At 72.2% G+C, this 13,866-nt stretch carries 12 protein-coding genes; 7 read left to right on the forward strand and 5 right to left on the reverse strand.

Annotated elements, in window-relative coordinates; all coding sequences use genetic code 11:
- Positions 1-8: 8 nt before the first annotated feature.
- Genes efeB through ACJX2R_RS17015 form a run of 3 tightly spaced genes read left to right on the forward strand, consistent with a single transcriptional unit; the run spans position 9 to position 3,198 of the window.
- The gene (gene efeB / locus ACJX2R_RS17005) at positions 9-1,316 is read left to right on the forward strand and encodes an iron uptake transporter deferrochelatase/peroxidase subunit (protein WP_413100786.1); all 1,308 of its coding nucleotides are present in this window, start codon (positions 9-11) and stop codon (positions 1,314-1,316) included.
- Positions 1,317-1,364: 48 nt separating this feature from the next.
- The gene (gene efeU / locus ACJX2R_RS17010) at positions 1,365-2,342 is read left to right on the forward strand and encodes an iron uptake transporter permease EfeU (protein WP_413100787.1); all 978 of its coding nucleotides are present in this window, start codon (positions 1,365-1,367) and stop codon (positions 2,340-2,342) included.
- On the forward strand, positions 2,329-3,198 hold the full coding sequence (locus ACJX2R_RS17015) for a hypothetical protein (RefSeq protein ID WP_413100788.1): 870 nt from the start codon (positions 2,329-2,331) through the stop codon (positions 3,196-3,198). The genes efeU and ACJX2R_RS17015 overlap by 14 nt, the downstream gene beginning before the upstream one ends.
- A gap of 89 nt (positions 3,199-3,287) precedes the next feature.
- Here the strand turns inward: ACJX2R_RS17015 and ACJX2R_RS17020 are convergent, their stop codons facing one another.
- Positions 3,288-4,019: a bifunctional DNA primase/polymerase gene (locus ACJX2R_RS17020; RefSeq protein ID WP_413100789.1), complete on the reverse strand. Its 732-nt coding sequence runs from the start codon at positions 4,017-4,019 to the stop codon at positions 3,288-3,290.
- 168 nt (positions 4,020-4,187) lie between these two features.
- On the opposite strand from ACJX2R_RS17020, the gene ACJX2R_RS17025 reads away from it, so the two are divergent.
- Both ACJX2R_RS17025 and ACJX2R_RS17030 read left to right on the forward strand, forming a co-directional pair.
- On the forward strand, positions 4,188-5,096 hold the full coding sequence (locus ACJX2R_RS17025) for a glycerophosphodiester phosphodiesterase (protein WP_413100790.1): 909 nt from the start codon (positions 4,188-4,190) through the stop codon (positions 5,094-5,096).
- A gap of 435 nt (positions 5,097-5,531) precedes the next feature.
- Positions 5,532-6,548 (forward strand): small ribosomal subunit Rsm22 family protein, encoded by a 1,017-nt coding sequence (locus ACJX2R_RS17030; RefSeq protein ID WP_413100791.1) that lies wholly within the window; start codon positions 5,532-5,534, stop codon positions 6,546-6,548.
- Positions 6,549-6,925: 377 nt separating this feature from the next.
- On the opposite strand, the gene ACJX2R_RS17035 is transcribed toward ACJX2R_RS17030, so the two are convergent.
- The 3 genes from ACJX2R_RS17035 to ACJX2R_RS17045 form a co-directional block, all read right to left on the reverse strand.
- Positions 6,926-8,257: a cytochrome P450 gene (locus ACJX2R_RS17035; RefSeq protein WP_413100792.1), complete on the reverse strand. Its 1,332-nt coding sequence runs from the start codon at positions 8,255-8,257 to the stop codon at positions 6,926-6,928.
- Between the two features lie 203 nt (positions 8,258-8,460).
- On the reverse strand, positions 8,461-9,465 hold the full coding sequence (locus ACJX2R_RS17040; protein WP_413105878.1) for a serine hydrolase domain-containing protein: 1,005 nt from the start codon (positions 9,463-9,465) through the stop codon (positions 8,461-8,463).
- Positions 9,466-9,524: 59 nt separating this feature from the next.
- Positions 9,525-10,850, reverse strand: coding sequence for a multidrug effflux MFS transporter (locus ACJX2R_RS17045; RefSeq protein ID WP_413100793.1), 1,326 nt, complete (start codon positions 10,848-10,850; stop codon positions 9,525-9,527).
- Between the two features lie 95 nt (positions 10,851-10,945).
- Here ACJX2R_RS17045 and ACJX2R_RS17050 point away from each other — a divergent pair, with 95 nt between their 5' ends.
- Positions 10,946-11,944: a Gfo/Idh/MocA family protein gene (locus ACJX2R_RS17050; protein WP_413100794.1), complete on the forward strand. Its 999-nt coding sequence runs from the start codon at positions 10,946-10,948 to the stop codon at positions 11,942-11,944.
- 244 nt (positions 11,945-12,188) lie between these two features.
- Here ACJX2R_RS17050 and ACJX2R_RS17055 read toward each other — a convergent pair whose 3' ends face one another.
- The gene (locus tag ACJX2R_RS17055; RefSeq protein WP_413100795.1) at positions 12,189-12,956 is read right to left on the reverse strand and encodes a hypothetical protein; all 768 of its coding nucleotides are present in this window, start codon (positions 12,954-12,956) and stop codon (positions 12,189-12,191) included.
- A gap of 431 nt (positions 12,957-13,387) precedes the next feature.
- Here ACJX2R_RS17055 and ACJX2R_RS17060 point away from each other — a divergent pair, with 431 nt between their 5' ends.
- A complete protein-coding gene (locus ACJX2R_RS17060; RefSeq protein WP_413100796.1) occupies positions 13,388-13,753 on the forward strand; it encodes an alpha/beta fold hydrolase in 366 nt (121 codons plus the stop codon).
- The last annotated feature ends 113 nt before the right edge of the window (positions 13,754-13,866 follow it).

The raw sequence follows: 13,866 nt of genomic DNA on the forward strand, positions 1-13,866 counted from the left end.
GGCCGGGCATGACCGACGAGGCCAAAACGGCTCCCTCACATGAGACAGGTACGGCTCCCTCGCGCGAGACCGGTACGGCTGCTCCCTCGCGCCGGGCGCTGATCGGCTGGGGCGGCGCCGGGCTCGCGCTCGGCGCCGCGGCCGCCGGGGGCGCGGCGGCCGCGCTCGGCGACGCGGACGACACCCAGGCGGTCGCGGACAGCGGCGCCGCGGTGCCCTTCCACGGGGCGCACCAGGCGGGGATCGCCACCGCGGTGCAGGACCGGCTGCACTTCGCGGCGTTCGACGTCACCACCGACGACCGCGCCGAGCTGATCGCGCTGCTGAAGGAGTGGACGAAGGCGGCGGCCCGGATGACCCAGGGGCATGCGGTCGGCGGCGGCGCGGTGAGCGATCTGGCGGAGGCCCCGCCGGACGACACCGGCGAGGCGCTGGGCCTCAAGGCGTCCCGGCTCACCCTCACCATCGGCTTCGGGCCCACACTGTTCACGGACAAGAAGGGCAAGGACCGCTTCGGCATCGCCGACCGCCGCCCCGGGGCGCTGATCGACCTGCCCGCCTTCCCCGGCGACAACCTCGACCCGGCGCGCAGCGACGGCGATCTGTGTGTGCAGGCGTGTGCGGACGATCCGCAGGTGGCCGTGCACGCCATCCGCAACCTGGCCCGGATCGGCATGGGCAAGGTGGCCATCCGCTGGTCGCAGCTGGGCTTCGGCAAGACGTCCTCGACCACGCCGGACGCGCAGACCCCGCGCAACATGATGGGTTTCAAGGACGGCACCCGGAACATCGCGGGCACCGACACCGCCGCCCTGGACAAGCATGTGTGGGTGAGCGGGAAGGCGGGCCCGGCGTGGCTGGCCGGCGGCTCGTACCTGGTGGCGCGCCGCATCCGGATGCACATCGAGACCTGGGACCGCACCTCGCTCAAGGAGCAGGAGGACGTCTTCGGCCGGGACAAGGGCGAGGGCGCGCCGCAGGGCAGACAGCGCGAGCACGACGAGCCCAACCTGAAGGCGATGCTGCCCACCGCGCATGTCCGGCTGGCGCATCCGGACTCCAACGGCGGGGCCCGGATCCTGCGCCGCGGCTACTCCTTCACCGATGGCACGGACGGTCTGGGGCGGCTGGACGCGGGGCTGTTCTTCCTCGCCTACCAGCACGACGTACGGGACGGGTTCGTGCCCGTACAGCGGCGGCTGGCGCGGACCGACGCGCTCAACGAGTACATCCAGCACGTGGGTTCGGCGCTCTTCGCCATCCCGCCGGGCGTCCGGGACGCGGACGACTGGTGGGGCAGGGCGCTGTTCTCCTGACGGACTGACGGACTCATCCAGGAACCCTCGACAAGGAAGGCGAACCTCGTGTTCGGCAATTACCTGATCGGTCTGCGCGAAGGGCTCGAAGCCAGCCTGGTGGTCTGCATCCTGGTCGCCTATCTGGTCAAGACCGAGCGCCGGGAGGCGCTGCGCCCGGTGTGGCTCGGGATCGCCGTCGCGGTCGCCCTGAGCATGTCCTTCGGCGCGGCGCTGGAGTTCGGCTCGCAGGAGCTGACCTTCGAGGCGCAGGAGGCGCTGGGCGGTTCGCTGTCGATCGTGTCGGTGGGTCTGGTGACCTGGATGGTGTTCTGGATGCGGCGCACCGCCCGCCATCTGAGGTCCGAGCTGCACAGCAAGCTGGACGCGGCGCTCGCGATGGGCACCGGGGCACTGGTGGCCACGGCCTTCCTCGCGGTCGGCCGGGAGGGTCTGGAGACCGCGCTGTTCGTGTGGACGGCGGTGCGGGCGAGCAACGACGGTACGGCGGACCCGCTGATCGGCGTGGTCCTGGGCCTGGTCACCGCGGTGGTGCTGGGCTGGCTGTTCTACCGGGGCGCGCTGCGGATCAACCTGGCGAAGTTCTTCACCTGGACCGGTGCGATGCTGGTCGTGGTGGCGGCGGGGGTCCTCGCGTACGGCTTCCACGACCTCCAGGAGGCCGACTGGCTGCCCGGGCTGCACTCGCTGGCATTCGACATCAGCTCCACCATCGCGCCGGACTCCTGGTACGGCACGGTGCTGAAGGGCGTCTTCAACTTCCAGCCGGACCCGACCTGGCTCCAGGTGTGGATGTGGGCGCTCTACCTGGTCCCCACGCTCGCGCTGTTCCTCCGCCCCGGTAGGGTGTCGCCGTCCACAGCAGCCCCCACGAATCGGGAGCCGGAGCCCCATGACACGCAGGTCGCCCCGTCGGCAACTGGCAGTTCCGACCGCAGCGGTGGTACTGACGCTGGGGATGACGCTCACGGGGTGCATGACGGTGCACGGCGAGCGGGAGAACATTCCGTCGGTGGACAAGGCTGAGGCGCCCAAGGCGCTCAAGCGGTTCACCGACACCTACAACAAGGCGTACCGGGAGCTGGATCCGGCGCTGGCGAGCCAGGTGGAGACGGGCCCGCTGGAGGCCATCACCACGGCCGACCTCAAGGCCCAGCACGCGAGCTCGCCCGACGGCAACCCCAAGTACCCGTCGCTGGAGCTGTCCGACGTCACCTACCGCATCCCCAAGCAGGTGGGCTGGCCGAAGTTCTTCGTCGCGGACACCGACAGCAACCGCGACGACAACCGCTGGCTGTTCGTCTTCACCCGCGGCGGTGCCGATGAGCCGTGGAAGGCCGCGTATCTGTCGATCCTCAGCCAGGACGAGGTGCCGGACTTCGCGACCGACAAGGACGGCTGGGCCAAGCCGGTCCGGGCCGCCGGGCCGGCCCCGAAGCTGGCCACCCGGCCGGACAAGCTGAGCGCGGAGTACGCCGACTACCTGATGACGGGCAAGGGCTCGGTCTTCGCCGACGGCCAGTCCACGTCGGGGCTGCGGGACACCCGGAAGAAGTACCTGCGCACGCCGAAGTTCTGGACCGAGTACATCGACAGCCCGGCGCAGGGCGCGCAGGACGCCCCGGTGGGGCTGCGCACCTCGGACGGCGGGGCGATCGTGTTCTTCGCCTCGCACCACCGGCAGAAGCAGACCATGGCGAAGGGGTTCCGGCCCAACCCGGATCCGCAGATCAAGGCGCTGATGACGGGGGAGGCGAAGAAGGCGGTGACGCTGACCCGCATCGCGGAGTCGGCGGTACGGGTCCCGGCGAAGGACGCGGCCGACCCGAAGGTGGTCTTCCTCAACCGCCTGGAGGGCGTAACCGCCGCGAAGGGCGAATAGGCCCGTGGGGTTTCGTCGTCGGGTGCGGGCCGGTGGGTGGGGTGTGCCCACCCGTTCCGCCCCGCAGAACGATTGCCCACACCCCTGCCTTACCGCCCCATGGGCCAAGCGGCCGTCTCCCGATCCTCGCCCGCGAAGCGGGCACACGCATCGGTGAGCGCCTCCAGCAGCGTCAGCGGATCCGGCAGCGCCCGCTCCGGCCCGAGCACCCATCCCACATGCCCGTCCCCGGGCAGCCTCGCGGGCGGCACCAGCACATAGCTCCCCCGGCAGTGCCACCGCAGCCCCGGATGCTCATCCATCGTCTCCGGATGGCAGTCCAGCTCACACGGCCACCACTCGTCCTCGTCGTCGGGCGTACCCCGCGTGGCCGTGAAGAAGAGCATCCGGCCCTGCTGGAGATCGCCGCTGCTCGTGGCCACGGGCCCGACCTCGACCTCGGCCTCCCCCAGCCGCTCCAGGGCCAGCCGCCCCGCGTCCGCGGGCACGTCGAGCACATCGTGGACGATGCCGGTGGCGGTGATGAAGTTGGCCTGCGGATCGGCGCGCAGCCACTGCGTGACCTTGTCCGGGTCCGTCGTCGCCTGGGTCTGCCAGGCGAACGAGACGGGGTGGCGGGCCGGGGTGGGACAGCCGATGCGGTCACAGGAACAGCCGTAGCCGGAGGGGTGCGCGGCCGGCGCGAGTGGGAAACCCGCCGCCGCGGCGGCCATGAGCAGATCCTCGCGGACGCCCCCGGCGCCCGCTCCCGTGCCCTGGTCGCCGCCCGCTCCGCTCCTCGGCCGGCGCAGCCACTGGGAGAACCTGCCCTTGCGTTCCATCTACCGCCTCGCTTCACCGCCGGTACCGGCGGTACCGCCGGTACCCGATCAATGCTGCCACCATCCTGCTCCGGAAGTGGCCGGTGTCCGCATCCGGGGTGGTGAGAGCACCCCGACCGGGTGCCGATATCAGGGCATAACGGATGTCGCGCCCCTAGCGTGCCATTTATGATCAGCAGGCATTTTCTGACCGCCGTCGTGGTGCTGGGCCTGTCCATACCGGCGGCCGTCGCGGCCCACCCCACCGCTCGTCCGTCCGTACGACGCCTCATACCCCCGGCCGCCGAACCGGCCCGCCCCGACCTCCAGCCCGCGCTCACGACGCCGTCGTCCCGTAAGCCCGCCGTCGTCTACACCGCGCACCGCGGCGGCGCCCTGGAAGTGCCCGAGAACAGCATGTCCGGGCTGGCCAGCGCCTTCAGCAGGCATGACGTCCAGGTCCTGGACTTCGACAGCCGCATGCTGGCGGACGGCACGCTCGTGGTGATGCACGACGCCACGCTGGACCGCACCACCGACCGGACCGGGCCCGTGCGGGCCCTGACCACCGCCCAGTGGCGCGACGTCCGGCTGCGCCCCGACCCCTCGCTGCGCGGCACCTGGCGACCCGAGCGGCCGCCGACCGTCGCCGAGGTGCTGGACCGGTTCGGCGGCCGGATCACCCTGATGGTGGAGGCCAAGGACCCGGAGAGCCTGCCGCGGCTCGCGAAGATGATCCGCGACCGGGGGCTGATCCACTCCGTCTACGTCAACAGCAACCGCCCCGAGGTGGCCCGCGAGGCCCACCGCGAGGGGCTGCTGACCCAGCTGTGGCGGTCCGCCCGGCAGATGCGCACCGACACCCCGCGCGACTGGCGCGGAGTCGTCGATCTGCTGGACGTCGACTACCGGGCGCGCGACAAGGACGTACGGCGGGCCGTCGCCTCCGGGATACCGCGGGTGTGGGCGCACACCGTGGACACCCCGGCGCAGCGGGACCGGATGCTGCGGCTGGGCTGCGACGGCATCATCACGGACGCGCCGGGACGGCTGATCTCCACGCCCGTACGAACGCCACGGGCGCCCGGCGGGGGATGAGCGGCAGTCCGCGGTAGGCGGACCGACCGCAGGGCCCGCCCGTGGGCCACGCGGACCGACCGCAGGGCCCGCCCGCAGGCACGCGGACCCACCAGCAGGGCCCGGCCCCGGGCGCGCCGACCGACCAGCAGGACCCGGCCCCGGGCGGCGAGGCCGACCCTGGATGAGGCCGACCCTGAGGGCAGCGGGACCCCGTGAGGCCCCCGGTCCCGGCCCCGGGCGGTGGCCCCGGACGACGGCCCAGCCCCCGGTCCGCGCGACGGGGCGGCCCTGAGGGCAGCGGACCGCGCGGCGGGGGCGGCCCTGGGGGCGGCGGACCGCACGGCAGGTTCCCGGCCCAGGCGCCGAAGGCGCCGCCCAGGGGCAGCGCGGCCCCCGCGAGAGGCCCCGGCCCAGGCGCCGAAGGCGCCCCCTCCCGCCGGTAGAATCCCCCGAATGCACGCCCCCGACGCCGCCCCCACCGACGAGACGCCGCACACCGCGCTCGCCGGGCTCCTCGACGGTCTGCCGCCCCGCCAGGCGGCTCAGGCGGTCGACCGGCTGATCGGCCACTACCGGGGGCGCACCCCGACCGACGCGCCCGTGCTGCGCGACCGCTCCGACGTCGCCGCGTACGCCGCGTACCGGATGCCCGCGACCTTCGAGGCCGTGCGGGCCGCCCTCGACGCCTTCCGCGCCCGTACGCCCGACTGGGCCCCGGCCACGCACATCGACATCGGCGGCGGTACGGGCGCGGCCAGTTGGGCGGTGGCCGCCGCCTGGCCGCGGGCCGGGCACACCACCACGGTCCTGGACTGGGCCGAGCCCGCGCTGGCCCTCGGCCGCGAACTGGCCCGGCAGGCGCCCTCCGAGGCGCTGCGCACCGCCCGCTGGCAGCGCCGGGCCATCGGCGACGGCCTCGCGCTGCCGGACGGGACCGATCTGGTCACCGTCAGCTACGTACTGGGCGAGCTGACCGAGGCCGACCGGCACGCCGTCGTGGCCGAGGCGGCGCGCGCGGCGCGGGCCGTGGTGCTGATCGAACCGGGCACCCCGGACGGCTATCTGCGGATCCGCGAGGCCCGGGACCGGCTGCTGGCGGCCGGGCTGCGGATCGTCGCCCCCTGCCCGCACGGCGCGTCCTGCCCGATCGAACCCGGCGCCGACTGGTGCCACTTCGCCACCCGGGTCCGCCGCTCCTCCCTCCACCGGCGGGTCAAGGGCGGTTCGCTGCCGTACGAGGACGAGAAGTTCAGCTATGTCGCGGCCGTGCGGTTCGACGCGACGCCCGCCGGGGCGCGGGTGGTGCGCCGTCCGCAGATCCGCAAGGGCCAGGTGCTGCTGGACCTGTGCGCGCCCGAGGAGGGGCTGGGGCGGGCCACGGTGACCAAGCGTCAGGGGCCGCTGTACCGCGCCGCCCGCGATGTGTCCTGGGGCGATGCCTGGCCCCCCGAGGCTGAGCCGCCGCACTAGGCGCTCCGCCAGTCGCTCCGCTGGATGCCCTGACCTGCCGTCGATCGTCCACGCCACCGTCGTGGCCGCTCACCTCCACGCAGCGGAGCCGCGCACCGACACAGCCCCGCGCCTCCGGCGGATTTTTCCCCTACCCGCCCCTTCCCGAACCAGGGGCTTCGCCCCTGGACCCCAGAACCCCGGTTTCGAGTGGAGGGAAGCAGCCCGCCGCAGCATCACGAGCCGCCGGACACCGCCTGGCCCGCGGCCAGTGCGGAGGAGCACCCCCCGTCACCAGGGACTTCGCCCCTAGACCCCGGCACCTGGGGCGGAGCCCCAGTTTCGGGAAGGGTCAGGGAATAGCCCGCCGCAGGCGTACGCGTACCGCCGGGCGCCACCTAACCCCCTGCCGGGGCGGGGGTGAAGGTGACCGGGAGGGAGACCAGGCAGCGGTACCAGAGGGAGTCCATCCACTGGAGCTCATCGGGCTCGACCGCCAGCTCCAGGTCCGGCACCCGGTCGAGCAGCACCTCGATCGCCGTCTCCGAGATGATCTTGCCCAGGTCGGGCGCATGCGCCGGGCAACCGTAGTCGCCACCGGAGAAGGACACATACGCGTTGTTCCCGGCGTAGCCCACCGTGGAGTCGGGCCACAGCAGCGGGTCCGCGTTGGCGGCGGCGAAGCCGAGGACGAGGAGGTCACCGGCGCGGATGCGCTGGTCCCCGAGCGTGGTGTCCCGGGTGGCGAAGCGGCCGATGACGTTCTGGAGCGGGGAGTCCGCCCACAGCACCTCGTTCATGGCCTCGCCGATGCTGCGGCGGTTGCCCGCGAGGGTCATGGTGAACCGGTCGTCGGTGAGCATCAGCCGGACGGTGTTGCCGATCCAGTAGGACGTGGCGGGCATGCCCGCGGCGATCATCACCATCAGGTCCCCGACGAGTTGCTCGTCGGTGAGGTCCGGGGAGTTCTCGATGTACCGGGAGGTGACGTCCGGGCCGGGCTCCTCGCGCTTGGCCGCCACCAGCCGCTGCACCACCTCGGCGGCGCGCTGCTGGGCGGCCATGGCCTCGTCGTTGGAGAGCAGCGAGACGGTCACCGCCTCCGCCATGTACTCCAGCTGATCCTCGGGCAGGCCGTACATCGTGCCCATGGCGAGGGCGGGCACCGAGTAGACGTAGTCGAAGACCAGGTCCGCCTTGCCGCTGCCGACGAACTTGTCGATCAGCGAGTCGGCGAAGCGCTCGCAGTGCCGGCGCAGTTCGAAGGGGTCGACGGAGGCGAGGGCGTCGCTGACGGCCGCCGAGCGCCGCCGGTGCTCGTCCCCCTCCGTGAAGTGGATCATGGGGCTGTGGGCCACCCAGGGCATGAGGGGCCAGTCGGACGGCACCTCGTCCCAGCGGTTCCAGCGGCGTGAGTCGCGGCCGAAGGTCTGGACGTCGGTGACGACCTGGCGTATCTCGCGATAGCCGAGGACGAGCCAGGCGGGGACGTCGGACTCCAGCAGGACCGGGGCGACCTGCCCGTGGTCGCGCCGCATCCGCTCATAGCTCTCGGTCGGATTCCGCAGGTACCGCTCCCCGTACAGCAGTGCGGGGCCGGTGGAGGAGGGGTCGGCGTGGGCGGGGCAGCCGGGGGGCGGCGCCGCCGGGCCCGGGTCGCCGGGCGCGTCCTCCGCGCCCGGTTGGTCCTGGGGGTCCGAAGAGTCCTGCGGGTCCTGGAGGTTCGTCACAGCGGTCTTCCTCATGGCGGTGGAGCAGCGCGGCCGTCCGGGGGTACACGGCAGTTGCACAGGCTAACCAAGCGATCGGATCAGGCCAACTGTCCTGACATCACCGACCGGTGAAGACAGGTCAGTCCGAGGCGCGCGGGCCAGTGCCATCAGCCCGAGAGCGCGGGCCAGTGCCATCAGCCCAGGGCCACGGCCCGACGCCGTCAGCCCAAGGCGCGGGCCAGCGCCGTGGCCGCCGCCGCGCGGGGCGCGCTGTCGCCGGGGCGGCGGCGCGGATGCACGGTGGTGGCGAGCAGCACCAGATAGGCCCCGCGGGCCCGGTCCACCACCAGGCTGGTCCCGGTGAACCCGGTGTGCCCCGCGGCGCCCCGCCCCGCCAACTCCCCCATGAACCACGCCTGGTCGACCTCGAAGCCCAGCCCCGGCGCGGTCAGCATCAGCCCGGTGGACTCCGGCGACAGCACGGGCCCGCCCCCGGCCAGCAGCGCCCGGCACAGCACGGCCAGGTCCCCGGCGGTCGAGAAGAGCCCGGCGTGCCCCGCGACCCCGCCCAGCGCCCAGGCGTTCTCGTCGTGCACCACACCCCGCAGCATCCCCCGGTCCAGCTTGCCCCAGGGCCGCCGCTGGTCCTCGGTGGCCGCGATCCGGGGGAGCCAGGAGGCGGGCGGGTTGAAGCGGGTGGCGGTCATGTCCAGCGGGCCGGTGACCGTCTCCTGGACGAGCCGGTCAAGCGGTTGCCCGGCCGATCGCTCCAGGACGCGCTGGAGCAGCAGGAAGTTGAGGTCGGAGTAGCGGCGGGCGGTGCCGGGCGGGGTGACCGGCGGCTCGGCCGCGAGCCGGGCCAGCGCCCGCTCCCGCCCGTCCTCCTCGTACAGCGGCAGTTCGGGGATCAGCCCGGAGGTGTGGGTGAGCAGCTGCCGCACGGTGATGGCGTGCTCGGCGGCGGCCGTGCACTCCGGGGCGTACCCGGCCACCCGCCCGTCCAGCGAGATCAGCCCGCGCTCGACGGCCCGCAGCGCCACGATGGTGGTGAACAGCTTGGTGAGCGAGGCGAGGTCGAAGACGGTATCCCGGCGCACCGGCTCCCACCGCTCGCGCGGCAGCTCCACGCCCCGGTCGGAGGTCTCGTCGTACGCCGCGTGGCGCACCGCCCAGCCGAAGCACTCCTCGGCCAGCGGGCCGGAGCCGGTCCCGGCGGCCAGTGCCACCCCGGAACACCAAGGGCGCTCCCCCTCGGGAAGCGCCCTGACGGTCTCCAGCAGCCGGGTCAGACCACGGTCACGCTGTGCTTCGTACGTCGCTGCCACGGACGGCAGAGTCCCATGAAGCAGGCCATGGCCGCGAGCGCGCAGCACAGCTGGACGACGGCCATCGGCACCGCCGTGGTCTCGCCCGCGATCCCCACCAGCGGGGAGGCGACCGCGCCCAGCAGGAAGGTGGAGGTGCCCAGCAGCGCGGAGGCGGAACCGGCGGCGTGCGGGGTGCGCATCAGCGCCGAGGCGTTGGTGTTCGGCATGGCCAGACCCATCGACGACATCAGCACGAACAGACAGGCCGCGACCGGCCCCAGACCGGCCTTGCCGAAGACCCCGGCGGAGAGGACCAGCAGCGCGGTCGCCGCGAGGGCGATCAGCGTCAGCGCCACGGCCAGCACCTTGTCCATGTTGACGCGGCCGACGAGCACCCGGCCGTTGATCTGGCCCATGCCGATGAGGCCGATCGAGTTGAGCCCGAAGAGGAGGCTGAAGGTCTGCGGCGAGGCGCCGTAGATCTCCTGGACGACGAAGGACGAACCGGAGACATAGGCGAAGAGGGCGGCGAAGGCGAAGCCGCCCGCGAGCATGTATCCGGCGAAGACGCGGTCGGCGAGCAGTCCGCGCATCGTACGGAGCGTCTGGCCGAGCCCGCCGTCGTGGCGGCGCTCCGCGGGCAGGGTCTCGCCCAGGAAGCGCCAGACGACGAGGGTGAGCAGGGCGCCGATCACGGTGAGGACGACGAAGACGCCGCGCCAGTCGGTGAAGCGCAGGATCTGCCCGCCGATGACGGGCGCGGCGATGGGCGCGACGCCGGAGATCAGCATGAGAGTGGAGAAGAAGCGGGCCATCGCGATGCCGTCGTACAGGTCGCGGACGACGGCGCGGGCGATCACGATCCCCGCCGACCCGGCGAGCCCCTGGAGCAGCCGGAACCCGATGAGCAGCCCGGCGGTGGGCGCGAAGGCGCAGATGGCGGTGGCGATGACGTAGATCACCATGCCGATGAGGAGGGGACGGCGGCGGCCCCACTTGTCGCTCATCGGGCCGACGACGAGCTGGCCGAGCGCCATGCCCATCAGACAGGCGGTGAGGGTGAGCTGGGCGGTGGCGGCGGAGCTGTGGAGCGCGTCGGTGACCTCCGGCAGGGCCGGGAGGTACATGTCCATCGAGAGGGCGGGGAGAGCGGTGAGCCCGCCGAGGACGAAGGTGACGAGGAGGCTCGTACGGCGCTGCGCGGTCGAAGCGGTGACCTGGGGCGCGGCGGCGGAGGGGGGAGAAGAGGGTTCGGGTCTGGGAGCCCGGGAGGGAGCGGCGGCCGTTTGGCCGGGCTGCTGCATGCTGACCTTCCATGAGTCGTTGAATCGTTGTCTATGCTCTCAGCTGAATTGGAGTGCTCACGACCGAATAAGCACCGAACAAGCCAGGGGTGAGGATGTCCGGACCGAAGGCCGAGCCCGTGCGGTGGGGGATCCTGGCGACCGGTGGCATCGCCGCGTCGTTCACCACAGATCTGCTGGAGATGGCGGACGCGCAGGTCATGGCGGTGGGATCGCGCAGCCCGGAGTCGGCGAAGCGGTTCGCGGAACGGTTCGGGATACCCCGGGCCTACGGCGGCTGGGAGGAGCTGGCCGCCGATGACGACATCGATGTGATCTATGTCGCCACCCCGCACTCGGCCCATCGGACGGCGGCCGGGCTGTGTCTGGAGGCGGGGCGTGCGGTGCTGTGCGAGAAGCCGTTCACGCTCAATGTCCGCGAGGCCCAGGAGCTGGTGGACCTCGCCCGGACCCGGGGCCGCTTCCTGATGGAGGCGATGTGGACGTACTGCGATCCGGTCGTCCGCCGGATGACCGAGCTGATCCACGACGGCGCGATCGGCGAGGTCCGGGCGGTCCACGCGGACTTCGGGCTGCCCGGCCCGTATGCCCCGGACCACCGGCTGCGCGATCCGGCGCTGGGCGGCGGCGCCCTGCTGGACCTCGGCGTCTATCCGGTGTCCTTCGCCCAGCTGCTGCTCGGCGAGCCGGACGAGGTGCGGGCGGTGGGACAGCTCTCCCCCGAGGGCGTGGATGTGAACACGGGCCTGGCACTGGGCTGGGACGGCGGGGCGGTGGCGCTGCTGTCCTGCTCGATCACCGCCGATACGCCGATGACAGCGGCGGTGACGGGCACGGCGGGGCGGATCGAGTTCCCGCGCGGCTTCTTCCACCCCGAGCGCTTCGTACTGCACCGGCCGGGCCGGGATCCGGAGGAGATCACGGCGGTGGACGGGCTGCGCTCCTACCAGCGGGAGGCGGCGGAGGTGATGCGCGCGCTGCGCGCGGGCGAGACGGAGTCCCCGCTGGTGCCGCTGGACGGCACGCTGGCGGTGATGCGGACGCTGGACGCGGCGCGGGGGCGGCTGGGGGTTCGGTACCCCGGGGAGGGCTAAGGGGTTTCCGGCGGTACGCGTACGCCTGCGGCGGGCCACGCGGCGGAGCCGCATATCGGTGCTTCCCCCTCCCCGCCCCTTCCCGAAACTGGGACTCCGCCCCAGACCCCGCTCCTCAATCTCCCCCAGCTACCGCTGGGAGGTGCCCCCTGAGGGGCTGGAGGGCGGGGCTCCGCCCCAGACCCCGGGGTCTGGGGGCCGAAGCCCCTGCCACGCGCCGGACACCCCGTAGTGGCTCAAGCCATTAGCTCGCACCCGTGCCGCAGTCGGTGCGGATCACGGGGCTGGCCGCCCAGGACTCGCCGACAGGCGTCCCGTCGACCTCGATCCTGATGGCGAGCCGGTAGTTGTAGGTGCCGGTCCGGCCCCGCGGGCAGAGATCCGAGACCGGTGCGCCCTCCTGGCGCTGTCCGCCGGTCCACTTCGTGTGCCGGGGGGCGCTGTAGCCACGCCAGCCCGACCAGCTGTCCCGCTCCAGCCGGTAGATCTGGCGCATCCTCTCCGGCCGCCCGTGGCAACGGGTGGCGAACCCGTCGCCTCCGATACGGGCGCGCGGGCGCGCCCCTCCGACGACGATCTCCCCCTCGACCTCGATGGGTTTGACGGTGGTGGTGCACCACCAGCCGCGGACCCGCACGATCCGCTCCTCCTCGCACCGGGCGGGAGAGTCCGGGTGCCGGAAGTCGACGACGCGCTTGGAGTCCGGGTTCTTGGGTGCCGCGTCGACGTCGCCCACGGTCATGTGCACCGAACCGTCGTCCATCTCCTCCGCGCGGTAGGCGAGTCGAGTCGTGACCGGCGGCGAGGTCGAGGCCGGAGCCGAAGTCGGGCGATCCGATGTCCGCGAGGCACACGGTTCTGGCCGCTCCGGCAGCGCCGCGCTCCCCGGCTCGCGGGCGCCCTTACAGCCGCTCAGCCCCAACACGGTCACGGTCACCAGGACACCCCGGACTATCCAGCCACGGCCACGCATCGCCGTCTCCCCGTACTCGATCGCCACAATGGCGGCCACCGTAGCAAGGCCGCGACGAACCCCCGTGAGGGCCGGTGTTACGGCGATGAGTTAAGAGGTCACTCCATCGGACCATTCTTCGGTCCGTTGGTGCCGCGGGAAATGATGCCGCCGCATTCCCGCCGACCTTATGCTGCCTTTCACGCGTCTTATGCGCCCACCAGAGCCGCCTTTACCACTCACCCCGGCCCTCATCAGAAATGACGTATGGCAGGAGCACCATGAGTAAGCGCAAACTCAACGTCAGAAAAGTCATCGTGTTGATCGCAGCGGGGATCGCCGGGCTCGTACCGGTGGCCACGGCCTGCTCAACCGCTGCTGATCCCCCACAGGCTGACCGTACGTCGGCCACGCACACACCCGGAGCACAGAGCGAGGGCCGACTTCCACCGGGCTTCACATCACGGTACGCACAGGTCAATGGATTCCGCATGCATTACGTGCGAGGAGGCAGCGGGTCTCCCGTCGTGCTGCTGCACGGTTTCCCGCAGACCTGGGCCGAGTGGCGAGAGGAGCTCGGCCCCCTCGCGAAAGACCACACGGTCATCGCCGTCGATCTGCCCGGAACCGGCGAGTCCGGGTTCCCGAAGAGCGGCTACGACACGGCTCAGATGGCCAAGGACGTGCACTCACTGCTCGAACAACTGCGCTTGAACAAGGGAATCCAGGTCGTCGGCCATGACATCGGCCTGTGGGTCGCCTACCCATACGGCGCACAGTGGCCCCGAGAAGCCGCCGCATGGCCGTGCTGGAGGCGCCGATTCCTGACGACAAGATTTACGACTTCCCGGCCCTGAATCCCACGGGCGGACCGTCGGAGTGGCAATTCGGACTGTTCCAGGAAAAGCCACTGGCCGAGAATCTCATCGAGGGACACGAACGTGCCTTGGTCGAGGGATTCATCGGCCAG

The organism is Streptomyces sp. Inha503 (assembly GCF_047215865.1).
GTDB lineage: Bacteria > Actinomycetota > Actinomycetes > Streptomycetales > Streptomycetaceae > Streptomyces > Streptomyces lycopersici.

What these genes read in the sequence shown, in the direction of transcription:
- ACJX2R_RS17030 (WP_413100791.1), top strand. Translation starts at nt 5,532, where the DNA reads ATGCACGCCCCCGACGCCGCCCCCACCGACGAGACGCCGCACACCGCG.
- ACJX2R_RS17045 (WP_413100793.1), bottom strand. Translation starts at nt 10,850, where the DNA reads ATGCAGCAGCCCGGCCAAACGGCCGCCGCTCCCTCCCGGGCTCCCAGA.
- ACJX2R_RS17025 (WP_413100790.1), top strand. Translation starts at nt 4,188, where the DNA reads ATGATCAGCAGGCATTTTCTGACCGCCGTCGTGGTGCTGGGCCTGTCC.
- efeB (WP_413100786.1), top strand. Translation starts at nt 9, where the DNA reads ATGACCGACGAGGCCAAAACGGCTCCCTCACATGAGACAGGTACGGCT.
- ACJX2R_RS17050 (WP_413100794.1), top strand. Translation starts at nt 10,946, where the DNA reads ATGTCCGGACCGAAGGCCGAGCCCGTGCGGTGGGGGATCCTGGCGACC.
- ACJX2R_RS17060 (WP_413100796.1), top strand. Translation starts at nt 13,388, where the DNA reads ATGCATTACGTGCGAGGAGGCAGCGGGTCTCCCGTCGTGCTGCTGCAC.
- ACJX2R_RS17020 (WP_413100789.1), bottom strand. Translation starts at nt 4,019, where the DNA reads ATGGAACGCAAGGGCAGGTTCTCCCAGTGGCTGCGCCGGCCGAGGAGC.